This is a genomic window from Phormidium tenue FACHB-1050 (assembly GCF_014696925.1).
GTDB lineage: Bacteria > Cyanobacteriota > Cyanobacteriia > Pseudanabaenales > Pseudanabaenaceae > Pseudanabaena.
The window spans coordinates 1-23,627 of sequence record NZ_JACJQY010000056.1; the positions used below are offsets into that span (position 1 = coordinate 1).

The 23,627-nt window shown below is 41.2% G+C and carries 19 protein-coding genes and 2 tRNA genes; 9 read left to right on the forward strand and 12 right to left on the reverse strand.

Annotated elements, in window-relative coordinates:
- Positions 1–265: 265 nt before the first annotated feature.
- The 4 genes from mazF to H6G05_RS22295 form a co-directional block, all read right to left on the reverse strand.
- Entirely contained in the window at positions 266–601 is a 336-nt protein-coding gene (gene mazF / locus H6G05_RS22280; protein ID WP_190581693.1) for an endoribonuclease MazF, read from the reverse strand.
- Positions 595–837 (reverse strand): AbrB/MazE/SpoVT family DNA-binding domain-containing protein, encoded by a 243-nt coding sequence (locus H6G05_RS22285; RefSeq protein ID WP_190581695.1) that lies wholly within the window; start codon positions 835–837, stop codon positions 595–597. Before H6G05_RS22285 ends, mazF begins: the two co-directional genes overlap by 7 nt.
- 204 nt (positions 838–1,041) lie before the next feature.
- On the reverse strand, positions 1,042–2,835 hold the full coding sequence (gene aspS / locus H6G05_RS22290; protein ID WP_190581746.1) for an aspartate--tRNA ligase: 1,794 nt from the start codon (positions 2,833–2,835) through the stop codon (positions 1,042–1,044).
- Between the two features lie 118 nt (positions 2,836–2,953).
- Entirely contained in the window at positions 2,954–3,760 is an 807-nt protein-coding gene (locus H6G05_RS22295; protein WP_190581696.1) for a pentapeptide repeat-containing protein, read from the reverse strand.
- 77 nt (positions 3,761–3,837) lie between these two features.
- On the opposite strand from H6G05_RS22295, the gene H6G05_RS22300 reads away from it, so the two are divergent.
- The gene (locus tag H6G05_RS22300; RefSeq protein ID WP_190581698.1) at positions 3,838–4,794 is read left to right on the forward strand and encodes an ABC transporter ATP-binding protein; all 957 of its coding nucleotides are present in this window, start codon (positions 3,838–3,840) and stop codon (positions 4,792–4,794) included.
- Positions 4,795–4,929: 135 nt separating this feature from the next.
- Here the strand turns inward: H6G05_RS22300 and H6G05_RS22305 are convergent, their stop codons facing one another.
- The 4 genes from H6G05_RS22305 to H6G05_RS22320 all read right to left on the reverse strand — a co-directional run bounded on the left by H6G05_RS22305 (position 4,930) and on the right by H6G05_RS22320 (position 10,196).
- Positions 4,930–7,566, reverse strand: a complete 2,637-nt coding sequence (locus tag H6G05_RS22305) for an EAL domain-containing protein (RefSeq protein WP_190581700.1) — start codon at positions 7,564–7,566, stop codon at positions 4,930–4,932.
- Between the two features lie 516 nt (positions 7,567–8,082).
- Positions 8,083–8,310, reverse strand: coding sequence for a hypothetical protein (locus H6G05_RS22310; RefSeq protein WP_190581703.1), 228 nt, complete (start codon positions 8,308–8,310; stop codon positions 8,083–8,085).
- Between the two features lie 299 nt (positions 8,311–8,609).
- Positions 8,610–8,682: transfer RNA gene (locus tag H6G05_RS22315), tRNA-Val, on the reverse strand.
- A gap of 152 nt (positions 8,683–8,834) precedes the next feature.
- Positions 8,835–10,196, reverse strand: coding sequence for an 8-oxoguanine deaminase (locus H6G05_RS22320; RefSeq protein ID WP_190581705.1), 1,362 nt, complete (start codon positions 10,194–10,196; stop codon positions 8,835–8,837).
- A 446-nt stretch (positions 10,197–10,642) separates the two neighbouring features.
- Between H6G05_RS22320 and H6G05_RS22325 the strand changes: the two genes are divergently transcribed.
- The 5 genes from H6G05_RS22325 to H6G05_RS22345 all read left to right on the forward strand — a co-directional run bounded on the left by H6G05_RS22325 (position 10,643) and on the right by H6G05_RS22345 (position 15,766).
- A complete protein-coding gene (locus H6G05_RS22325; protein ID WP_190581707.1) occupies positions 10,643–12,379 on the forward strand; it encodes an ABC-F family ATP-binding cassette domain-containing protein in 1,737 nt (578 codons plus the stop codon).
- A gap of 192 nt (positions 12,380–12,571) precedes the next feature.
- Complete coding sequence (locus H6G05_RS22330) at positions 12,572–13,516, forward strand: pentapeptide repeat-containing protein (RefSeq protein ID WP_190581709.1); 945 nt, start codon at positions 12,572–12,574, stop codon at positions 13,514–13,516.
- Between the two features lie 175 nt (positions 13,517–13,691).
- A complete protein-coding gene (rnc, locus tag H6G05_RS22335; RefSeq protein ID WP_190581711.1) occupies positions 13,692–14,375 on the forward strand; it encodes a ribonuclease III in 684 nt (227 codons plus the stop codon).
- Positions 14,376–14,424: 49 nt separating this feature from the next.
- A complete protein-coding gene (gene rimM / locus H6G05_RS22340; protein WP_190581713.1) occupies positions 14,425–14,979 on the forward strand; it encodes a ribosome maturation factor RimM in 555 nt (184 codons plus the stop codon).
- A gap of 202 nt (positions 14,980–15,181) precedes the next feature.
- Positions 15,182–15,766: a TVP38/TMEM64 family protein gene (locus tag H6G05_RS22345; protein WP_199310731.1), complete on the forward strand. Its 585-nt coding sequence runs from the start codon at positions 15,182–15,184 to the stop codon at positions 15,764–15,766.
- 39 nt (positions 15,767–15,805) lie between these two features.
- Here the strand turns inward: H6G05_RS22345 and H6G05_RS25140 are convergent, their stop codons facing one another.
- Entirely contained in the window at positions 15,806–17,131 is a 1,326-nt protein-coding gene (locus tag H6G05_RS25140) for a phycobilisome rod-core linker polypeptide (RefSeq protein ID WP_199310733.1), read from the reverse strand.
- Between the two features lie 130 nt (positions 17,132–17,261).
- Entirely contained in the window at positions 17,262–17,732 is a 471-nt protein-coding gene (locus H6G05_RS22360; RefSeq protein WP_190581717.1) for a globin family protein, read from the reverse strand.
- A 631-nt stretch (positions 17,733–18,363) separates the two neighbouring features.
- Here H6G05_RS22360 and H6G05_RS22365 point away from each other — a divergent pair.
- Entirely contained in the window at positions 18,364–19,371 is a 1,008-nt protein-coding gene (locus tag H6G05_RS22365) for an ABC transporter ATP-binding protein (RefSeq protein WP_190581726.1), read from the forward strand.
- 182 nt (positions 19,372–19,553) lie between these two features.
- On the forward strand, positions 19,554–21,143 hold the full coding sequence (locus H6G05_RS22370) for a mechanosensitive ion channel (RefSeq protein WP_190581728.1): 1,590 nt from the start codon (positions 19,554–19,556) through the stop codon (positions 21,141–21,143).
- A gap of 118 nt (positions 21,144–21,261) precedes the next feature.
- Here H6G05_RS22370 and H6G05_RS22375 read toward each other — a convergent pair whose 3' ends face one another.
- Positions 21,262–22,257: a sugar phosphate nucleotidyltransferase gene (locus tag H6G05_RS22375; RefSeq protein WP_242025749.1), complete on the reverse strand. Its 996-nt coding sequence runs from the start codon at positions 22,255–22,257 to the stop codon at positions 21,262–21,264.
- A 22-nt stretch (positions 22,258–22,279) separates the two neighbouring features.
- Between H6G05_RS22375 and H6G05_RS22380 the strand changes: the two genes are divergently transcribed.
- Entirely contained in the window at positions 22,280–23,362 is a 1,083-nt protein-coding gene (locus tag H6G05_RS22380) for an LCP family protein (protein ID WP_322096420.1), read from the forward strand.
- Between the two features lie 40 nt (positions 23,363–23,402).
- Here H6G05_RS22380 and H6G05_RS22385 read toward each other — a convergent pair.
- Positions 23,403–23,476, reverse strand: a tRNA-Arg gene (locus tag H6G05_RS22385).
- Positions 23,477–23,627: the final 151 nt, after the last annotated feature.

Genomic DNA, 23,627 nt, shown 5'->3' on the forward strand with positions numbered 1-23,627 from the left:
GGCATGTTTTCTAGTGCTTCTCGTTCATATTGTGGTGGTTCTTTCATCCCTTTACTTTAACCACTTTGACTCTTTTGTCAATTTCTTACCTGATTCTTTACGTAAATTTTGCTTAGTTATTTTAGTCTGAATAATCACCAATATTGATGAGGAATACTTTAACAAAGAAAAACTTTATGTTCAAGTATAGCCTGTTGATTAATATAGGAACAATATCTCACATCTTAATAAATGCTATAGTCTCAATACTTAAAAATCATAAGTTCTAGGTTAATAACGCTTCAATTTTGCCGATAACTTCATCAATAATACTTACAGAAGCCTTCTCAATAAAATCGATCTTTCTCGCTTGCCAATCTAAACTCTTAATCTGATCAGCAAGAATCACTCCCTTAGTCTTGGTATCCGTGAGTAGAACCTCAAACTTCCATCCCTTAGTTTTAGAAGTGATCGGGCAAAGCAGCGCCAAATTTGACCTTTGATTATAGGCGATCGGTGAAATCACAAAAGCAGGGCGATGTCCAGATTGTTCATGCCCAGACTGTGGATCGAAATCTAGCCAGACGATATCACCACGATCAGGAATGTATAGCTTCACCATACTTCATTCCCAACGGTCACACCCGTAGAAATTTCTGCATGGAGATGCTCGGAGGTCATCTCATCAAGTAATTCATCTAGAGTATATTTTTTACGTCGATGCGGTGTCAAAACAATCTTGCCATCAATAATCTCAATACTGATTTCGCTTCCAGCTTGAATTTGCACCTGCTCAGCTATAGCTTGAGGAATGCGTACAGCTAGACTATTACCCCACTTCGCGATCGCAGAAGTCATAAAAACAACCGTCAATGTATCTATATTGTATCTACATTAGCTTAATTCACGGCTGATATCAGCATCAGTAGAGATAAATTTACAACCTTTGTTTTTTGGAGGCGATCGCCTTGCCAATTCGTGGTGATGGATTTATGCGATCGCTAATATCTCAAGATAGCGAACACCTAAAATAGAAAAGGTGAGCAATGCTCACCTTTTCTGTTAGTTCTTAGCAGGAGGTAGTGACAACTTAACATGTAACTCTTTCAATTGTGAGTCATCCACACCTGATGGAGCATCAGTCAACAGATCGCGTGCTTGCTGTGTTTTCGGGAAGGCAATCACATCACGAATTGAGTCTGCACCAGCAATCAACATTACTAAGCGATCCAGTCCAAAGGCTAGACCACCATGAGGAGGAGTCCCATATTCAAAGGCTTCCATTAGGAATCCAAACTTCTCCTTTGCCTGCTCATCGCTTAGCCCGATCGCTGCAAATACTTTCTCTTGAACTTCGCGCTTGTGAATGCGGATACTACCGCCACCGATCTCTGTGCCATTTAGCACAAGGTCATAGGCTTGGGCGATCGTATTCACATCAATGGGTTGACCATCGGCAATGTCTTCAGGACGTGGCGAGGTGAAGGGATGGTGCAGAGCTTCCAATCTTTTCTCATCAGCATTCCATTCAAACATCGGGAAGTCAGTGATCCAGACGAAGTTGAGCTTGTTATGATCAATCAGTTCCAACTCATGACCGAGGGCTAAACGTAGACGATAGAGCGATTCATTGACGATCGCCTTTTCTCCAGCACCAAATAATAGGATCGTGCCTGCGGTTGCGCCTGTGCGTTCTAGCAATTCCTTTTTAACTTCTTCAGTGAGGCTATCTTTGAGTGCGCCGATGGTATCGATTACGCCACCTTCACGTACACGGATAAAGGCTAAGCCCTTTGCGCCATATTGGGCAACGAGATTGGATAAATCTCCACCTGGTTTGATGCGCGTATTGGAAATTGCTTCGTCGCCACCGATGACGGGCAGGACTTTGATAATGCCGCCATTGGCAACGGTATTGGCAAATACTTTAAAGCCCGAATTAGCAAACAAATCAGTGACATTGACTAATTCCATGCCAAAGCGAGTATCAGGGCGATCGCAACCATAGCGATCCATAGAGTCGGCATAGGTGAGACGAGGGAAATCGCCAAGTTCTACACCTTTAACGGTTTTGAAAATATAGCGAATTAGATTCTCATTTAGCTCAATGATTTCTTCTTGGGACATGAAACTCATTTCCATATCCAATTGTGTGAATTCAGGTTGACGATCAGCCCGAAGGTCTTCATCACGGAAACATCGAGCAATTTGATAATAGCGATCGCATCCGCCCACCATTAGCAATTGCTTAAATAGCTGTGGCGATTGCGGCAAAGCGTACCATTGACCAGCATTCACACGACTGGGAACGAGGTAATCCCGCGCTCCTTCAGGAGTGGAACGACAAAGAATCGGCGTTTCCACTTCCATAAAGCCATATTCATCTTCAAGGAAGCGGCGAATTGATTTGACAACTTCAAAGCGGAGTTTGAGATTATTGGCTAGGCGATCGCCACGCATATCGAGATAGCGATATTTCAGGCGCAATTCTTCTTTAATCGTGTCAGCTTCCGAAATTAGGAACGGCAGTGGTTTGCTGACAGCATTCAATAATTCAATGGATTCAGCATATATTTCAACTTCACCTGTGGCTAGTTTCGGATTGAGTGATTCGTCAGGACGCTTAGAAACTTTACCAATGATCCTGACCACATACTCATTTCGCATTTCACCTGCGAGTTCATAGGAGGCAGGAGTACGCTGGGGATCGCTGACGATTTGCAAGATTCCTGTGCGATCGCGCAAATCTAAAAAGATCACACCACCATGATCCCGTCTGCGATCGATCCAACCGCACAAGCTAACTGTTTGTCCGATATGTTCGGCATTGAGGTGACCGCAATAGTTGCTACGCATCATGATGTTATTGGCGAAACTTTAGATAAAAAAGTGAAAATTGTAATTTTGACCATTTACTATCATAGCTTGTAAAGGATTCAAAACTTAACAAAACTAAAGTTGGTGTTGCTAAGCACTATCTTTCGTTCTTTTGGAATTTTTTCAAAAACTTTTCTAGTTCATCCGTTTGAAAATTACCATCATTTGGATATCTTTCTCGCTGTGGTTTCCAATATAAATAGTCACATTGAGAATTTGTAAATAGAGTATGCCCATCAAGCAACCATCCATCAGTAAAGATGCCTGTCAACAAAGCAAAGGAAAAATCTGTATGCTCGATCAAGGCTTGACTAAAATTGGCATCGGTTAAATTAGCTTTTTTGAAAGAAGTTCCAGTTCTATTCTGAATTGATTCGATCAACCACTTGTAGAGATAAAAAGTGATGATCGCCGAAATAATCATTGGTATTAAAAAAAAGAACGCCCCTGTAAAGCTGATGAAAGTAAACCCTAGCGTTAGTCCAGTCATCATTGCTAATAAAATACCAAGGCTTGCATCACCAAAAAAGTTAGTAATTTTAGGGAATTTTTCAAAAATAAAAGATCGTAACATCAGTAAAACAAAAGGAATAATACTGACAAGAAAGCCACTTATTTTTCTGTAGTTAGCTCCGAACCAGCCAAATAGAATGCTGTCGATCCCAACGATCACAAGACTAAAGGCAATCATAGCGATCGCGCCCATAATTACTGTGAGAATGGAAGTATTGATTTGTTTTTGAGTCTGCCCTGTGACAATACGCTCAAAATTTGTCCCAACTAAAATCGCCTTTGTAAAATCACATCCCCGCAAATCTGAACCACTAAAATCGGCTTCAGTCAGATCAAGCCCCACAAATGATTGATCCTGTAAATTTTGGTTGCTATAGTTTTGTAGGTTCATACTTAAACTTGTGTAGGCAATATCTTCACAATTTGTAAGGTGAAGGTTAACATAGCTGTAACTTTTAGATCAATCTCATGACAGCAGTACCGACGGTTCGCACTCACCGATTGACAAAACAGTTTGATAATCACGTTGCAGTCAATCATATCGATTTGCAGATTGATCGCGGTGAAGTCTATGGACTGATTGGACCAAATGGCGCAGGTAAGACCACATTAATTCGGATGCTTGCCGCAGCCGAAGAACCCACCGCAGGCGAAATTTATATTAACGGGGCGCGTTTTTTGCGTGGTCAAAATAATCCTGAACTGAAGCGACAATTAGGGTATTTGCCCGATGATTTTCCCCTTTACGACGATCTAACCGTTTGGGATTACCTCGATTACTTTGCGCGTTTGTACTTTTTGCGAGATGCCCAGCGATCGCAGAGATTGCACGAAGTGATCGAGCTAGTTGAGTTAGAACAGAAAAAGAATGAACTAATTGCCACACTCTCACGAGGGATGAAACAACGGCTCAGCCTTGCACGCAGCATCATTCATAATCCAACTTTGCTACTACTTGATGAGCCTGTATCGGGACTTGATCCCTTAGCGCGAGTACAGGTTCGCAATATTATCAAGTCTTTGCAAAAACAAGGGATGACGATTCTAATTTCATCTCATATCTTGAGCGATCTTGCGGAAATCTGTACATCAATTGGGATTATGGAGTTAGGTCGTTTAGTTGAAAGTTCACGTCTGCAAGAACTTTATGAGCGCAGTAATCAAGATCAGCAGCAATTACTCATCTCGACGTTAGGTAATCTTGATGATTTACAAACCGCTTTGAAGCGATCGCAGCTAGTACAGGAAGTAGAAGTTTTATCAGGAGTTCCTAGTGTCCGTGTGCAGTTTGTAGGCAGCATTGAAGACTGCGCTGCATTACTCAAATCTTTGATTGAAGGAGGTATTCCGATTTCCAATTTCCATAGGACTCAAGAGACTCTAGAAAATATTTTCTTGAAGTTAGGCTATAAACAAACCAGCTAAAAATGCCCCTAATACCAAATCAAGAAATGGCTACGCCATTTCTTGATAAAACCGCAAAACCTGTGGCGCACGCTGCGCGTGCGCTACAGGTTTTGCGGTTTTATATTTAATTGCGCCCAGCTACTTAGCGGGAATTCATGAATTGCCACTACTGTGACTTAATTCCTCTGTTGTAGGATAAAGAGCGATCGCCTCAACACTATTGGCGATCACCTGTTCGGCTGCTTGAGCCGTTAGAGGACGTGAGAATAAATATCCTTGACCAAACTCACAACCTAATTTTTTTAAAATTTCCACCTGCTGTTGCGTCTCTACGCCTTCAGCAACAACACTCATATTCAAAGTATGCGCCAACATCGTAATCGTCCGTACGATTTCAATATTCTCACCGCCTTCCGTCATTTGATTCACAAAGGCTCGATCTATTTTAAGAATGTTAATTGGGAACCGATGTAAATAGCTAAGGGAAGAATATCCTTGCCCAAAATCATCAATACTCAATTGAATATTTCTCGCCCTTAATTGAGCTAATTTATTAATTGTTTGTTCGCCTTGATCCATCAATGTGCTTTCGGTAATTTCTAGACGAATAGAATTGCCATCAATGCCAGTCTCCGCCAGAATGACATCAAGTTTCTCTAAAACATCTGGCTCACGAATTTGATGACTAGCTAAATTAATACTCATCTTTAAATTAGCCGCTTCAGGAAATTTATGCAGCCAAGTTTTGAGTTGATGACATGCTTCTTTTAAAACCCAGTCACCGACTGCCACAATCAATCCTGTATCTTCGGCAAGGGGAATAAACTCAATAGGAGAAATGAAACCACGTTTGGGATTCTTCCAGCGAATGAGTGCTTCAAATCCTGACAACTTATCCGTTTCTAAGGAAACTATGGGCTGATAATAAAGCTCAAATTCTTGATGCTCAAGGGCATAATGGAGTTCACTCTCCAACTGCGTTAATCTCAGGGTCTGTTCATACATCTCCTGATCAAAGAGGATATAACGTCCTTTCCCTGAGGATTTAGCGCGATACATGGCAATATCAGCATCCCTCAGCAAATCGACACAATTATCATAATCAGGCGTACTGATCACAATGCCAATGCTCGCACTTGGGAAAACGGCTTCACCTTTGATGATTACAGGAGAAAGGAACTTGTTGAGAATGCGTTCGGCTACCATGAGGGCTTCGCCCACATCTTGAATGTCATCTACCAGAATTGTAAATTCATCTCCCCCAAGGCGAGCCACTGTATCAATAGAACGTAAGCAACCTTGCAAAATCTCAGCGATCGCCTGCAAAAATAGATCGCCAACATTATGCCCGAGACTATCGTTAATCATTTTGAAACGATCTAAGTCAATAAAAAAGATCGCAAATAGATAGCTGGAATGACGTTTACTATACTTGATGGCATGTTCTACCCGATCCATAAATAGATTGCGATTGGGTAACCCCGTTAATGCATCATGGGAGGCATCATGGGCAAGCAATTCGATGGAGTCAGAAAGAGCAGAATTTAGTTCGCGTAGGCGAGAAACATACATGTAACTCTGCATCACTAACATGGAGCCAAGATAAGTCAATAGAGCAGGTGCAATAGGTATCCATAAACCTGACAAAAATAATCCATAGCTTCCCCCAATAAGAAACCCGACGCACAAAATTACAGTGCCAGTTAAAAAAATTAAGCGTTTGGTCGAAAATATCCAAATAATTGCTGCCCCAATAATCGCCCAACCAGCGATCCAGATCTCTTCCCAAATATCTGACCAAACTCTAAACAGAGGACGATCGTCGAGGGCTGCTCCCAAAATCAATTTGACAATATTTGCTTGAAATTCTACTCCCGACATTTGAGCAGGTGAGGTAATAAAATTACTGCTATAGGGGGTATAAAAAACATCATTAAGGCTTGCAGCTTGAGGACCAATTAAGACAATGCGATCGCGCATCATCTGAGGATCTATTCGATTTTCCAGAATATCTTCTAGGGAAATATGGCGAAACTTTTGAGAGGAGCCATGATAGTTCATCAGAACTTGATACCCACCTGCATCAATCCGAATATATCCACCATCAGTACTTTCTAAAGGATGGAAAATTGTCTTGCCTAGCTGTAAATGTCCAGATTGTGAAGATTTCGGTTGTATGCCTCTATCTTTTAAGTATTTGAGGGCGATCGCTAGCCCTAAACTTGGTAAACCCTCATTACCCTCAGGCATCGGATAAAGGAAAGCACGGCGCAATCTACCATCAGGATCAACAATTACATCATTCGCTGATACTTGACCTAATGCTTTTAAAGTGGGGGGCGGATCAATAACTGTACTAAAGCGATCGCCAATACTTTTTTCAATGCCTATCAAATTAGGAGTGGTTTTAAATATCTGTTCTAATTCCGCATAACCTTCTCCCACAGGAATATCCCGATACAAATCTAAGCCAATCACTTTGGGCTGTTGATCACGGATTTTACTCAAAATTCGGGCGAGGATGCGGTCAGAGGCAGGCCAATTGCCTAGATAGCGAATATCTGATTCTTGGACACCAACGATAATAATTCTTTCATCTACTGGCTCCTTAGGTCGCGTTTGGATGTATAGGTCAAACGCAGCCCATTCAGTCGGTTGTAGCCAACCTAACCAACGCAGTCCAAACACTAACAGGTAGATACTTCCACTCGACAGGAAAAATCCGCCCCACTGTTGAAATCTAAGTGGTAGTTTTTCCCAATTTGACTTTAAAGTTTTAATAGCGATCATCTAACGAAGTTTAGTTGCACTTGCTTGCTTAAACCTAACTTTTTGTCGTAATTCCTGAAGAGGCTACAAGTTAAAGTAAGATCAGATTCGCTAAGCTTTAATACTGAAATCAAGTCGCACTGATCCTACCAAATTAATGTTTTGATGTATGCAAGCTCTTTGTCGTAAGTCCCATAATACCAATTTACAAAGGTGAGCTAAAACTTTTGTAAACTAAAAAACAAACTCAACAAGGATTGTAAAAATGTAAAAGGGCGCGATTCTTTTTTGTTTTGCAATAAAACTATCTTTGCCCTGTGAGATCAAAAAAGAAGGACACGTAAAACGTGTCCTTCTTTTTTGAAATTAAGCATTATGGCTGTTTCTTTATATCCTTCAAATGAACTAATGTACATAGGTAAGTTAAGGCTATTAATATTAGCTTTTCCTGATGTTTGACTACTAATGCTCCGATAGCTGTAGCTATTGAAATTTAGAAGCCAACAAATGTTTAATTAGATTGAAAGCAAATGCAGACTACAAAACCACGTCTTGCAATGGTTGTGCATGAGAAGGTGTAGGCACAACTTTCAAGAGTAGGCGGGAGCCACCTCCTTGAGTGCGTTGTGGTTTAGGGCGATCAGATGGTGTATATCCTGCTTGATAATTTGCGAAAGCAAATTCTGGTTGACCGACAACAAACATTATTCCCCCCATGAAGGCAACCGAAGCTGGCAGAATATTTTTGTATGACTTAAACAACATATAAATTCTGGCTCTTAAGCTACGATCAGATTTTACCTGATTTACTGGCAAAATATTACTTTATATAACTTTCTAATAACCTTTTATAGTTTCGTAATGCCTCGAAAAGTTTTTCAAGTAATTATATACCTATAATTTAAGCTCAATTTTATTTTATTAAAGTTATGTAAAGAAATGTTGCGGAAATATTTTCACGACTAAAATATTCCCACTAGTGATAATGGAAATATTTTAGTTGTGAAAATATTTTTTTGTGTTACAAAAATAATACTACGAAAGCAATGGGGATTTTATTTTAATGGGCGCTGAGGGACTCGAACCCCCGACATTCTCGGTGTAAACGAGACGCTCTACCAACTGAGCTAAGCGCCCTTTTATTTAGTCTGTTTTTTTGACCTCATTAAATATAACAGATAGCGATCGCATTTAGTCAACTTTTTTATAAGTAATTTTCAAAATTAATTTTTGGCATCTCTCAAAGCAATAAAAAAGGACGCTTTGCGCCCTTTTTTATTGCTTTTTTATTACTTGTTTACAAGTTGATAAGCAATTTTGTTAGTACGCTCGATCAGCATTGGTAAATCAAGGGTTGTTAATTGACCGCGATCAACGACCTTCCGACCATTGATAAAGCTGTAATCAACCGATGGTACAGGACAAAATATTAAGGCGGCTACCAGATCGTGATGTGCGCCTGCAAACTGCGATCGCTCAATATCAATGGCAATAAAATCCGCCGCCATATTTGGGGCGATCGCTCCAATATCATCCCGACCCAACACCTTTGCACCGCCAAGGGTAGCGACTTCCAAGATCTCTCTAGCACTCATCGAAGTGGGATCACACTCATTGACCCTTGCGAGCAAAAAGGCAGTTCGCGCTTCTTGTAACAGGTTGCCTGTGTCATTAGAAGCCGAACCATCTACACCTAGCCCCACTGGCACATTATGATTTAGCATTTTTCTGATCGGGGCGATGCCACTGCCTAGGCGCGTATTACTGCAAGGACAATGCGCCACACCCGTACCCGTGCGTCCAAATTTTGCGATCGAATCATCACTCAATTTCACACAATGGGCATGCCACACATCATCTCCCAACCAGCCAACTGACTCTGCATAGTCGCCTGGGATTTTGCCAAATTTTGCGAGGCTGTAGTCTACATCAGACTTGTTTTCAGCAAGATGGGTATGCAATCTCACACTAGTATAGGATCTCGCCATTTTTGCTGACTCTATCATCAATTCTGGGGATACAGAAAATGGGGAACAGGGTGCGAGAGTCATGCGTAACATGGCAAATCGCGAAGGATCGTGATACTGCTCAATTAATCTTTGCGAGTCTTTGAGAATGTCAGCTTCCTTCTCAACTAAAGCATCGGGTGGAAGTCCACCTTGACTCTCACCAACGCTCATACTGCCTCGACTAGCATGAAATCGCATTCCAATTTCCTGTATACCTGCTATTTCATCATCCAATTTGCAATCATTAGGATAGATATAGAGATGATCGCTAGCAGTCGTGCAACCAGATAGAATCAATTCTGCGGCTGCCATCTGAGCGCTGATATAAATGCTTTCAGACGTGAGATTCCCCCAAATTGGGTAGAGAGTTTGCAACCAATTAAAAAGAGTGCAATTTTGAGCGGCGGGAATAACTTTAGTAAGAACTTGATAGAAATGATGATGGGTATTAACTAGCCCTGGTAAGACAATATGTTTTCCATGTAAGTCCAACACTTCATCGGCATTTTGAGGTAATTCGGTGGTGAGTCCTACCTGCTCAATCACATTATCTCTCACAAATATCGCTGCATTATGGAGTTCTCGGCGATCGCGATCCATAGTGACTAAAGTATGGATATTTTTGACTAGAAGTGTAGGCATAGATTCCAATACAATTAAAATTTAACTCTTAATTTTTACATTAGGGCTTAGTAACTAATTGTCATAGTTATAACCTTTTACAACGCTTCCCACTTAAACCCAGACCCGAAAAGTTGCGCCCCAAGGGGCGCAACTTTTCGGGTCTGGGTTTGTAATTAATTATGACTAGATATCTATAGCAATGTAAGAGATAGCTGAAGATGAGTGGCGGCGCTTCGCGCCGCCACTCATCTTTTGGGTTTTATGTCCTAAGCAAAACTGACATTACTATAGCGGTTTGTGGAAGGACACCGCATCGGGGTGTCCTTCCACAAACCATTTAGGATTGCTATAAAAAGGCGTTTAGTCGCCTTTTCTTCTTTCTAGGTTTTGGGTAGACTGATGCATTTGTTACAAAAAAATGTTAATCTTAATAAAAAGTTAAGTTTTGTTGCTCCCCTAAATCTATGCTTCGTCTCGAACACATCCAAAAAATTTATCCTACTGGTGAAGTCCTCAAAGACGTTAACTGGGAAGTCAAAACAGGCGATCGCATTGGTTTAGTCGGCGTAAATGGCGCAGGGAAATCAACACAGCTAAAGATTATTGCAGGGGAAATCGAACCGACCGCAGGACAAATTGTGCGTCCTTCTAGCCTCAAAATAGCCTATCTCAGTCAAGAATTTGACATTGAAGAGACACGCACAGTCAAACAAGAGATGTGGCAAGCATTTCAGGAAGTACGGGAAATCCAAAAAGAGTTAGCTGTTGTCCATCATCACTTGGAAAATTTAAAGGATGGTGAAGACTATGAGCCGATTCTCAAAAAGATGGATCGACTCCAGCGACAGTTTGAAGATCACAATGGCTATGAACTAGAAAGCCGCATCGACAAGCTATTGCCAGAATTAGGATTTAAAGCAGACGATGGCGATCGCTTTGTCAGCGAGTATAGCGGCGGTTGGCAGATGCGAATGGGCTTGGGCAAGATTTTGTTGCAATCGCCCGACTTGTTGCTATTGGATGAACCGACTAACCATTTAGATTTGGAAACAATTGAATGGCTAGAGAAATATCTGCGATCGCTAAGTACCCCAATGGTAATTGTTTCCCATGACCGCGAATTTCTAGATCGCCTCTGTACCTCGATTGTGGAAACTGAGCGCGGCGTATCGATGACTTATTTGGGCAATTACTCATCTTATCTAGCTCAAAAAGCCGAAGCTAAAGCTGCACAGGGAGCCGCCTTTGAACGTCAACAAAAATATATTGAGAAACAACAGGTATTCGTCGATCGCTTCAGAGCAAGTGCCACACGCAGTACCCAAGCCAAGAGCCGCGAAAAGCAACTAGATAAAATCGAGCGCATCGAAGCTCCCGAAAGTGATGTCAGAACTTTAAAATTTCATTTCCCGCCTGCCTCTCGTAGTGGGCGTGTCAGTGTGGAGATTAAGGATCTCACCCATGCCTATGGCGATCAGATTCTATTTTTAGGTGCAAATCTGGAAATCGAAAGAGGCGATCGCGTTGCTTTTCTAGGACCTAATGGTGCGGGTAAATCCACACTACTAAAAATGGTAGTTGGCAAAGAAACCTATAACGAAGGCGAAATTGTCCTCGGGCATAATGTTCTAGTTGGTTATTTTGAACAAAACCAAGCCGAAGCTCTGGACTTACATAAGGATGTGTTTCATACAATCCACGATGATTTCCCCAAGATGACCCACGAAGAAGTACGTGGTGTGCTTGGTAAATTCTTGTTTAGTGGTGACACTGTATTTAAACAAGTCCGTGATCTTAGTGGTGGCGAAAAAGCAAGGCTTGCCCTCGCCAAAATGCTGCTTACTCCTGTAAACTTTTTGATCCTTGATGAGCCGACTAATCACCTTGATATTCCAGCTAAGGAGATGTTAGAGGCAGCTTTGCGTGAATACGAAGGGACAGTCGCCGTGATCTCTCATGACCGCTATTTCATCTCGCAAGTGGCTAATAAAATTGTCGAAATTCGTGATGGCGATCTCTGTATGTATGCAGGTGACTATGCCTACTACCAAGAAAAAAGAGAAGAGGAAACAAGGGAGTCTAAATATAAAGCCGAAATGGCAGCGAAAGCGGCGAAAGATGCTGTAAAAAAAGAAAAAGAAAAAGCAAAACAAGCTGAAAAACGTCAAGAAAAGCAACAACAAAAGGCGAAAGCAAAGTAATATGCAATTATCAATATCAATTTCATAATCAATTTTATAGAACCGTACGCTTAAACAACTCTAATTTTTTAGAGAAAATATTGATTCATGAATCAATATTTTCTCTAAAAAATTAGGTGATTATTGATTTTTAAATAGGCTTATGCAAGAGAGAATCGCATTTATTCTTTTTGATACAAACATATTATATTTATGTTGAATCATATTGCTAAGAAACGCAATTTGATAGAACGTTATTCCCAAGGAGAAAGAAACTTTGAGGGATGGGATTTGAAAGGTTTAGATTTAAGTAAAGTTGATCTCAGTAATGCGATTTTACGCAACTCAAATCTAGTTTTTGCAAATCTATGGGAGGCAACTCTCTGTAATGCCGATCTATCAGGTGCAAATTTATCTGATGCCGATTTATGCGGTGCATCTTTACTAGACTCCAATCTTAGCAATGCTAATATCACTCGTGCTAACTTTAGTTATGCAGGATTAAGTGGGGTGCAATTTACAAATGTGAGCTTTAGTAATACCAACTTTCGGCTAGCAATTCTGAATTGTACAAATTTACATGGGATAAATTTTAAAGGTGCAAATTTACAAAAGGCATACCTTCTCGAAGCAAATCTTTCTAATACAGATTTGAGTCATGTAAATCTGCATCATGCCTTTTTGTTTCGAGCAAATCTGAGTCGCTCTAACTTGCAAAATGCGGATCTCAGTGAAGCGGATCTCAGTGAGTCTAGCTTACATGGAGCAAATTTAAAGGGAGCAAATTTAAGTGAAGTAGATTTACGGGAGGCGGATCTTGATCGTGTAGATTTTAGTGAGATTAATCTCCGTTTAGCAAATTTAAGTGGCTTAAATTTGAGTAGTGTCAATTTTATTGGCAGTAACTTAAGTAAAGCAATTTTGCGCGGCACAATTTTGAGTGGTGCTTGCTTTAATGGAGCGAATCTGTGGAATGCTGATTTAACAAATGCGGACTTGACTGGGGCGGATTTGACTGGGGCAGATTTACGCGGTGTAAACTTTGGGGGAGCTAATCTAAAACATGCGGTGTTAGATGTGGGATGGATGAATGAGGCAAAGATATGTCAGACGATATTGCCCGATGGCAATATCTCCTACAGAAGTTGCCGATCATAATTGATACCAAAGTACAAAATGGCTACGCCATTTTGTACTTTGAAAACCCTTACTGGGTTTGGTTTTTAATTCCCAAAGAGGTACAAAGGTTTGTTTCCCCGCCACAAATCCGTACTTCACCAGACTGATAAACGCCATATCAAAGTATTGACTGGATAATTTTAGATTAGTAATAATGCAAGACCTGTTTGTTTTTAAGAATGAAAAATTATTGCGAATGGCGCTGACTCATCGCTCCTATGTTCACGAAAATCCTAGCGTAGGTGCGGATAATGAGCGCTTAGAATTTCTGGGTGATGCCATCTTAAATTTTTTAAGCGGTTCTTATCTTTATCGTCAACATGCGGATCTTGGTGAAGATGAGCTTACCCGTCGTCGTGCGGCTTTAGTCGATGAGAAGCAGTTAGCAAATTTTGCGATCGCCTTAGATTTAGATACTCAAATCCTATTAGGCAAAGGAGCGTTACGCGATGGTGGCAATAAAAGTGACAATCTCTTAAGTTGTGTATTTGAAGCAATGATCGGGGCTTTGTATCTGGATCGTAATTGTGATGTGGAGGCAGTGCGTCCTGCGGTGGAGGCTTTGTTTGATTCAGTACCGCCAGAGTTAGTGAATACTCGTGCCGATCTCGACGCTAAAAATCGCTTACAGGAATGGGTACAGTCCTATATTGGTCACATTTTGCCCAGATATGTTACCGAAAAAGTGGGTGGAACTGATCACACGCCCGAATTTGCGTCTAAAGTATATGTTGGCGATCGCCTATATGGTCAGAGTATGCGAAATTTTTCTAGTAAAAAGGAAGCAGAACGAGCCGCCGCATTAGATGCGTTAGAACAAATAGAAAGAATGTTATAGGCTTTCAAATTCTTGATTCGCAAGAATTTGAAAATCAAGGATAAAATATATGACTGAAGATTGGTTAATGATTGGCAAAATTGTCTCACCGCAAGGGCTAAAAGGTGAGGTGAGAATATTGTCCTATTCAGATTTTCCAGAACGTTTTGAGAATGCTGGTAAGCGCTGGATTGCGGCTTCGGAGAAAGATGAACCACAAGAAATCATGATGCTCTCAGGTCGAGAAATTGCTGGCAAAAAGAATCTATTTGTAGTGCGTCTCGAAGGGGTTAACGATTGCGATCGCGCAGAATCTCTGCGTAATTATCTAATGTTTATTCCCACTAGCGATCGCCCTTATTTAGAGCATAATGAGTATATGATTGCGGATTTGGTGGGTTGTAATGTTTACCATCAACCCACAGGGAAATTACTGGGTGAAGTGATTAGCATCATCGCCGCAGGAAATGATTTGCTAGAGGTTCGCAATCTTGAAAACAATGAAATTGAATTGATTCCTTTTGTCGAAGCGATCGCTCCATTTGTCGATATCAAGCAAAAAAGAATTGAAGTTATACCTCCAAAAGGATTGATTGATAAATGGTTGGAGGTTGAGCCTAAGTAGTAGGGCTACTACTTTTTTCATTTTCTGTTTCCTAAAACTAACCACAGTCTTTATGAAGCGATCGCAGTTTAACACTCCAAAATTTTGGCTGAAAGTTATATCTCTTATAGCTTCGTCACTTTTATTGCTAGTGTTTTTTCAGCATCTGAGTATTCACACTAAGATTAGTACTCTGGTTCAAAGTACTTTACTTTGGGTCAAGATGCTAGGAGCTATTGGCGCGATCGCTTTTATTGCTATTTACAACATTGCGACTGTTTTATTTATTCCCGCGTCCTTACTGACGTTGGGCGGTGGCGCAATATACGGCTTGGTCTGGGGTTCGATCTATGTATTTGTTGCGGCAACTCTAGGTGCTACTTTTGCTTTTTTGATTGGTAGATATTTTGCACGCAACTGGGTAAGTGAAAAGATTAGCAAAAATGTGACCTTTCGAGCGATCGATGAAGCTGTAGTGATCGATGGGTTCAAAATTGTTCTATTGACAAGGCTATCCCCAATTTTTCCATTCAATATTCTGAACTATGTGTTTGGGGTTACTCGTGTAGCTTTAAAGGATTATATCCTCGGCTCAATTGGGATGGTTCCTGCCACAATTATGTATGTTTACCTTGGTTCTCTGATTGGAGATATTGCTATGTTGGAAATGCAACCATCCAACATAATTAGCAATCCCCAAACTCAAATTGTTCGATGGGGTATTAAAGTTTTAGGCTTGGTGGCAACTCTTGCCGTAACTATTCAAGTTAGCCGCCTTGCCAATAAAATTCTTGTTAGTAAACTATAGCTATAAAAAAGGCGAGCCAAGCTCGCCTTTTTTATTTGGTTATTTAGCGAGATTGCGGAGTAGCGATCGCTGATTTTCATTCATACTTTGCAAAACTTGTCTGGCATCACTGTTTTGCAACATTTGGAGAAGCTCTTCAATTTCTTCATTGAGTGCTTTAGAAACTGGCTCTTTAACTTTAGTTTTTTCAGCAACAGATTGGTATGCATGATGTTGATCAGCCTTAGAATCAGGCATCACACAAGTACCTGTCTCGCAATCCATGCCCAACTCTTGCCAATAGAGCGTTGGCACAGCTTTTCCATGCTGCCCAATATGCTCATGTTGGATCAAATCACTCTGCAAGTAATTACGAGGTGAATCATGAAACTTCACATCACGAGCATAGGGAATAGTATGACAACCAAAGGCTTTGCGATATTCTTCAGAATCAAAGATTTTATGGAAGAATGCATTGACACCATGCTTGGTTAATACATCGGTATACCCACTAATCTCTTCTTTATCATGGGCTGTCCTACCAAGCAAATGCTTAAAGCTCAATTCCATAAACTTCAAATTAGAGCTATCACGATAAAAACTATCGAGATAAAGTTCAGATACCACTAGCTCTCCCAAGAAATGCCGCACATCAATTTTGCCCGCGAGAAAATCTTTCTCTAGATGAGCAATCTCTTTTCGCTCAAACTCGTAGGGTTGACGCTCTAGCACTTGAGCATAGATTTGAGCAAGGGCTTTTTGGCGATCTGTTGCAGAGTGCACAGAATGACTAATTGCTTCTGGATCATGCATCATTTCTTCAGGGATGACACAAGTACCCGTTTCGCAATCCATGCCTAATTGTTGCCAATAGATGGTGGGAATGACCTTGCCCCGTTGACCCACATGCTCATGCTGAAGGAGATCCGTTTGCAGATAGTTACGCGGTGAATCATAGAATTTGACATCACGGGCATAGGGAATCGTGAAGCAGCCAAATGCTTTGCGATATTCTTCAGACCCTAGAATCTCATGGAAAAATGCGGATACACCTTTCATCATCAGCAAATCCATATACTTGGCAATCTCCTCATGTCCTTGGATTGCTCTACCAAGTAAATGCTTAAAGCTCCATTCCACAAACTTGAGGTTAGAACAGTCCCGATAAAAACTGTTGAGATAAACAGATGACATGGCTAGCTCGCCAATGAAATGCTTTACTCCTAACTTACCTTTAAGAAAATCCTTCTCAAGTTTGGCAATCTCTTTGCGTTCATATTCATAGGGCTGTCGCTCTAACACTTGAGCATAAATTTGACGAAGAGCGGTTTGACGATCTATTTCTGTGGACTTGCGATCGATGGTGATGGGGGTATGGGTATCCATGACATCTTCTCCAAAAACTCTTTACAAAAACTTCTGAACATTGGTTAAACAGGCTATCAATTACCTAGAGTCTCGGAGGTAAATCTCTATAGCTTGGGTCGTTAATTTTTTTGGTAGGTAACTTGCCTAGTTAAGAATTGAGCAATGCTGCTATAGCCATATCTGAATAAGGCTTTACCAAAGAGGCACATTCAGCAGGTAGCATCTCGTCAACTACCGATTGCATGAGACGATAAGCAGTAGAGCATTCTTTAGCAATTTGATAGGAATTGATGATATTTGCTAACCAATCCATCAGGGCTTCCCGAAAGAACAGTTCATCATCACGCAATATTGATAGCGATGTATAACGCATTACGTTAGACATGTCATATTTGCATCGTTGCAACTGTTTTTGAACTAGTTCAGGATATTGCTGAGCCAAGAGCTTGAGAGCTTTGATCGTGATTTCATCGGCGCGATCACGCAAGAGGTTATAGGTCTTGACACGCACTGAAAAACTATTAGCAAAACGTTCTAAATTGACTAAATCACTGTCGGTTAGATAAACGTGATCAATATCCGCAAGTTTTTCATCCAAAGTGCGATTCATTGTTAGCATAATCTTCTTTTACCCCTCAAATAAACTTTAGTAAATATACTTATTCGTCTTATGCAATCTTGAAATTGATCTCTCGAAGTCCCCTTAACATTTAACAATAGAGTTCTATTTACCTGAACATTCAGAATGAAATCAAAGTTAACTTAATAATATATTTCGACATACAGCGCTTTGCGCTTAATGAAACCCCAGAGAAATTTTTGGAAGTGTTGCTCCGCGACGCTCCCAAAAATTTCTCTGTACTACTCAAAGCATCGATAGGCTGTACTGTAGGCGTAATTAAATCGCCTACAGTACAGCCTAAATGAATCGAGACTAAAGTCCATAAAAAGGAGCTTAAGCCCCTTGCCTTTCTTAAAAATGATTTAGGGTTGCTATAGTTACTTAGATTTTGTCTGCATAAGGATTACGAAGGAATGGCAGCAATTCTCAATATAAAAATCGTTTTTTGAAAGTTAGGCAACGGTAGACTTCCAAAAACCAATTTGGGTGTTTCCAGCAACTATGACGTTGGAAGCACCCAAATCGGTTTCATAATGAGAATTGCTAAAGGAATGGAGATTTTATTGCAGTTTTAAGAAAGACACGGTTAAAATAAATGATTAACAGAACGTAATACTTAGATACATCCATGCAATCGGCAGTACGAATTGAAAATCTTAAGAAAACTTATGGCGAGACTGTTGCCGTAGATGGAATTTCTCTAAATGTTACGCAGGGACAGATATATGGGCTGTTAGGACCAAATGGGGCAGGAAAAACTACAACTATGCGTTGCCTTTGTACGTTGACTACTCCTGATTCAGGGTTAATTGAGGTAGCTGGGGCAACAGATGCAAGAGCAATCCGCAATAGTCTAGGCTACGTTGCTCAAGAGGTTGCTCTTGATAAAGTACTGACAGGACGAGAATTATTGCGTTTTCAAGCAGCCCTGTATCACATTCCGCCAAAGCAAATCAGCGATCGCATTGATAGCGTATTAGACTTACTGCAACTAGAGCCTTACGCTGATAAGCTCTCAGGGACATATTCAGGTGGACTAAAAAAGCGGTTAGACTTGGCTGCGGGTTTACTCCATCAACCATCGGTACTAATTCTGGATGAGCCGACGGTGGGTTTAGATATCCAGAGTCGGATCGCGATTTGGGAGTTTTTACGCAAGCTCCGCGCATCAGGTGTGACAGTATTGATTAGTAGTCACTACCTTGAAGAAATTGATGCGCTTGCCGATCGCGTGGCAATTATTGATAAGGGCAAAATCATTGCTGAAGGCACAACTAATGATTTAAAGACTAAGGTTGGTGGAGATCGCATTACCGTAAGAATTCGCGAGTTTGCGGAGCGTCGTGAAGCCGAACATGCTAAAAAGATTTTGCAGCAATTACCAATCGTACAGAGCATCACAATTAATTCGGCTCAAGGTAATGCTGTAAATTTATTTGTCACTCCTGACGCTAATGCTATTAGCGAAATTCAAAACATTCTGGCAGCAGTTGATATTGAAGTATTCAGTCTGTCCCAGTCCCGCCCTAGCCTTGACGATGTATTTCTTGCAGCGACGGGGCAAACCATTCTTGATGCGGAAATTGCTCAGTCCGAGATATTGACGACAATTAAAGGTAAAAAGAAGAAAAAGTAAATTCATGACTCATGAAAAAAGATGCATCGCTTTGCGCCGCATCTTTTTTCGTGGGTTTTAGTAAACTTTTTTATAGTAAATATATGGCAAATCTTAACTATTGCTGGCTATTTCATATTTATAACTGCATTTAATATACGATAAGGCGTTACCTTGCCTAGTTCATTACATTGAGGTGCAGTATGCGTGATTTCACGTCTTTCGTCTTGGCTCAAACCTCGACGACAACGAATTTTTCATTAGACAATTTACTTAAACCTGATGGAATTGTATTTCAGCTTGTTTTTGCGATCGCTATTTTAGTTGGTGGCTGGGTAGTAGCCATATTTTTCTCTTCCATGACCGAAGGTTTACTGAAACGTACAGATATTGATAACAAGCTGGCGAATTGGTTAACTGGTTCCCGTAGCAGTAGTTTGCCGATTGAGAAATGGGCTGGCACTACAGTTTTTTGGATTATCCTCCTATTTACTTTGGTAGGATTTTTCCAATTTCTCCGATTAGATGCAGTTGCTACTCCCTTAAATAGTTTACTAGCGCAAGTTGCGTCATTTTTACCTAAGCTCGGTGGTGCAGCGATTCTTGCAGGTATTGCATGGATCTTAGCAACCATCAGCAAAGCCATTGTCGGACGCTTTTTGCGAACGGCTCAAATTGATACGAAGGTGAATGAGAGTGTTGGGGATACCACCACACAGGTAATGCCCCTCAGCGAGACTCTATCCTCAGCTTTGTATTGGTTTATTTTGTTACTCTTTCTGCCATTAATTCTAGATACTCTTGGCTTAGTTCAAGCACTTCAGCCTGTTCAAAATCTTGTCAATCAGGTCTTGAGCGCTCTACCAAAAATCCTCAAAGCTGTGATGATTGGTGGTATTGGTTGGTTGATTGCTCAAGCTGTGAAGAGAATTGTCACCAATCTCTTAGCTACTAGTGGAGCAGATCGTTTTCTTCAACGTTGGACTCCTAATCAAAGTGAATACACCCTATCTCAAGTAGTTGGGAACTTCATTTATGTATTGATTCTGATTCCTACAGCCATATCTACTTTAGAAGCATTAGAAGTTGGCGCAATCTCTCGTCCAGCAACAGCAATGCTTGATCAAGTATTGCGCTTCTTACCTCAGGTTTTTGTAGCTAGTGCAATTCTCACGGTTGCCTATTTCTTTGGTCAATTTGCAAGAGACATCATTTCTGGAATTCTCACAGGCTTAGGCTTTAACAATATTTTGCAATGGTTGGGATTTCCCGCGATCGCGGCAACTCCTCAGAGCTATGCATCTGTTGAAGATCCTGAAAATGCCTCTGCACCAACATCGCTTCCACAACAAACGCCCTCACAAATTGTCGGTATCATCGTATTTCTAGCAATTATGCTAGTGGCGATCGCTACAGCTACCGATGTTTTGCAGATCAATGCGCTGACCAGCATTGTTTTTGGGGTATTGTCAGTGTCTGGACAAGTTCTAAGCGGTGTAGTGATTTTCGCGATCGGCTTGTACCTTGCGAACCTTGCCTTTAACTTGATTACCAGTACTGGTGGCAGACAGGCAAGAATCCTCGGTCATGCGGCAAGGATTTCCATTATTGCACTAATTACAGCGATGGCTCTCAAGCAAATGGGTATCGCTAGTAACATCGTTGATCTAGCGTTTGGCTTATTGACTGGAGCAATTGCCGTAGCGATCGCAGTCGCCTTTGGACTCGGTGGTAAAGATATTGCTTCTCAACAGTTGCGTGAATGGCTAGATTCATTCAAACGGAACGACTAATACCAAAACACAAAATGGCTATGCCATTTTGTGTTTTTAAAACCCTTACTGGGTTTGATTTACAAATTTGATTTCAAAGCCTCGCCTAGCGAGGCTTTTTTGTCTAAACTAACTTTGTCTAAACTAACATTGAACCTGCGGCATACATACCTGAAGCGATCACTCTATTAACCAGAGAATTCGCTCCAATTAAAGTTTGCGATGGAATGTGAGCATCTTTGCCAATAGAAGCATCTGCTCCTACATAACAAGGTGCATTCAAAACTGCTCCCTCCGCAACCTTAGCAGTTTTCGCAATCCAAACTCCCTTGCTTTGCATCTCAACGCGATCGCCGAAATCAAACGGGACTTTTTCTTCCAACACATCAGTCTGGGCTTGAAAATACTTCTCAGGTGTTCCCATATCCATCCAATAGCCATCCCAGACAAATCCCATCATCTTCAAACCACGCTCTAAAACGTTGGGGAAAACTTTCCGTTCAAAGCTTAGAGGTTCACCCGTTGGATAGATGTCAAAAATCTTGGGTTCTAAAACATAGGTTCCCGCATTAATCGTATCAATACCTTGAGCCAGAAATTCTACCGCTTGTTCAGCATTCGGTTTCTCTCGAAAAGCTTGGACTTGACTTTGCTCATTAATTTCTACTAAGCCAAAAGGCGTAATATCAGGAACTCTTGTCAAAGTCAAAGTTGCATCAGCTTCAGTTGACTTATGAAACTTTATGAGCGCTGTCAAGTCTAAATTGGTAAGGATATCGGCATTGAATACAATTAATGACTCACCTGTGAAATATGGCTCTGCAAGCTTAATTGCGCCTGCGGTGTCAAGAGGTGTGGACTCTTCGACGTACCGAATTTTGACACCAAAGCGATCGCCATCACCAAAATAATCGATTACTTGTCGCGCTTGATACTGCACGTTTAGCAAAATGTCGCACACACTAGCTTCACGACAACGATTAATCATCCATTCTAAAAATGGGCGATCCACTAGAGGTAGCATTGGCTTAGGACAGCCATAGGTCAAGGGTCTGAGGCGTGTTCCTTTTCCACCAGCAATAATTACAGCTTGCATAGAGTTGTTGACTTGCGGTATATGTTGTTTGTTGAGCATTATAGAAGTTATGGAGTGGTGTGTGAGCAATAGACCGATAACTGCATCCAAAGTTCGGTCAGCCGATACCACCAATCGCGCTGATTTGCCTATAAATTCACTAGAAACAACGCAAATCGATGTGGCTCAAACTACCATTACTAAAGTTAGACGCATCCCCTTTGCGAAAATTGGTTTTACTTTATCTCTACTAGTCTCAGTAGGCGTTGGTGCTTTTTTAGGTCGGATTATCCCAATTAACGCTTTGGACTGGGGTGGCTTATTAACGGGACGTAAACCTGAAGAAGTTTTGATGGAGGGGTTAGGTCGCAAGTTAGAAAGACCTTATCAGATTTTGGTCATGGGAGTTGATCGGGTACTTGATGCTCCTCTCGGTTCTCCTGAATCCTTTAATGGTCGTAGCGATAGTATGCTTCTGATTCGTCTCGATCCGATTGATCGTTCCGTGCATATGCTGTCAATCCCTCGCGATACCCAAGTGCCAATTCCAGACTATGGCGTGACCAAAATTAATGCAGCAAATGTATACGGCGGTGCAGCACTCGCTCAAGAGGTCGTCTCAGAAAAGCTTAACGGTGTTGAAATTGATCGCTATGTCCGCCTTGACACCCAAGGACTATCAGCCTTAGTTGATGCCCTTGGCGGCATTGAGGTAAATGTGCCGAAGCGAATGAAGTATGTTGACAATACTCAAAAGCTAAATATCGATCTTTATGCGGGTGTACAGACTTTAAATGGCGAACAAGCTGAAGGATTTTCTCGATTTCGCCATGATGAAGACGGAGATATTGGACGGATTAAGAGACAGCAAATTGTGTTGAAAGCAATCAAGGCAAAAATTGCTAGTCCTACGGTTGTACTCCATCTTCCTGAATTAATTAACGTCATGCAAAAACATGTGGACTCTAATCTCAGTTTTGACGAGATGATGGCGATCGCCACCTTTAGCATGACCTTAAAGCCTGAACAAATCCAATCGACGAGTCTTAAAGGTAGACCCAGTGAGCCTAATGAATTTCGTTTTAGTTATTGGATTGTGAGTCCTGAGGATGTCGATCAGGCGATCGCTGACAAATTTACTACAACTAAGCAAAACCCTCAATAAAAAAAGCAGCGCTAAGCGCTGCTTTTTTTATTATTTAGGACGGGCCAGGAGGGATTCGAACCCCCGACACCGTGGTCCGTAGCCACGTGCTCTAGTCCACTGAGCTACAAGCCCTTAACTCGCGAATCTAATGATAACACAGTGTGCAATCTTGACAAGCAAAAAACAAAATTTATTTTTTGCTTGTCATAAAAGTACTGTGAAGCAAAGTTTTTACAGCGCTTTGCGCTCAAACCTAAACCAAGATATTTTTTGAAAGTGTTGC

Excerpts from the sequence above, each read along its gene's own strand:
- H6G05_RS25140 (WP_199310733.1), bottom strand. The coding sequence starts at position 17,131 with ATGGATACCCATACCCCCATCACCATCGATCGCAAGTCCACAGAAATA.
- H6G05_RS22370 (WP_190581728.1), top strand. The coding sequence starts at position 19,554 with ATGCGTGATTTCACGTCTTTCGTCTTGGCTCAAACCTCGACGACAACG.
- rnc (WP_190581711.1), top strand. The coding sequence starts at position 13,692 with ATGCAAGACCTGTTTGTTTTTAAGAATGAAAAATTATTGCGAATGGCG.
- H6G05_RS22320 (WP_190581705.1), bottom strand. The coding sequence starts at position 10,196 with ATGCCTACACTTCTAGTCAAAAATATCCATACTTTAGTCACTATGGAT.
- aspS (WP_190581746.1), bottom strand. The coding sequence starts at position 2,835 with ATGCGTAGCAACTATTGCGGTCACCTCAATGCCGAACATATCGGACAA.
- H6G05_RS22325 (WP_190581707.1), top strand. The coding sequence starts at position 10,643 with ATGCTTCGTCTCGAACACATCCAAAAAATTTATCCTACTGGTGAAGTC.
- H6G05_RS22360 (WP_190581717.1), bottom strand. The coding sequence starts at position 17,732 with ATGCTAACAATGAATCGCACTTTGGATGAAAAACTTGCGGATATTGAT.
- H6G05_RS22345 (WP_199310731.1), top strand. The coding sequence starts at position 15,182 with ATGCTAGGAGCTATTGGCGCGATCGCTTTTATTGCTATTTACAACATT.
- mazF (WP_190581693.1), bottom strand. The coding sequence starts at position 601 with ATGGTGAAGCTATACATTCCTGATCGTGGTGATATCGTCTGGCTAGAT.
- H6G05_RS22375 (WP_242025749.1), bottom strand. The coding sequence starts at position 22,257 with ATGCTCAACAAACAACATATACCGCAAGTCAACAACTCTATGCAAGCT.
- H6G05_RS22300 (WP_190581698.1), top strand. The coding sequence starts at position 3,838 with ATGACAGCAGTACCGACGGTTCGCACTCACCGATTGACAAAACAGTTT.
- H6G05_RS22310 (WP_190581703.1), bottom strand. The coding sequence starts at position 8,310 with ATGTTGTTTAAGTCATACAAAAATATTCTGCCAGCTTCGGTTGCCTTC.
- H6G05_RS22330 (WP_190581709.1), top strand. The coding sequence starts at position 12,572 with ATGTTGAATCATATTGCTAAGAAACGCAATTTGATAGAACGTTATTCC.
- H6G05_RS22295 (WP_190581696.1), bottom strand. The coding sequence starts at position 3,760 with ATGAACCTACAAAACTATAGCAACCAAAATTTACAGGATCAATCATTT.
- H6G05_RS22365 (WP_190581726.1), top strand. The coding sequence starts at position 18,364 with ATGCAATCGGCAGTACGAATTGAAAATCTTAAGAAAACTTATGGCGAG.
- H6G05_RS22285 (WP_190581695.1), bottom strand. The coding sequence starts at position 837 with ATGACTTCTGCGATCGCGAAGTGGGGTAATAGTCTAGCTGTACGCATT.
- rimM (WP_190581713.1), top strand. The coding sequence starts at position 14,425 with ATGACTGAAGATTGGTTAATGATTGGCAAAATTGTCTCACCGCAAGGG.
- H6G05_RS22305 (WP_190581700.1), bottom strand. The coding sequence starts at position 7,566 with ATGATCGCTATTAAAACTTTAAAGTCAAATTGGGAAAAACTACCACTT.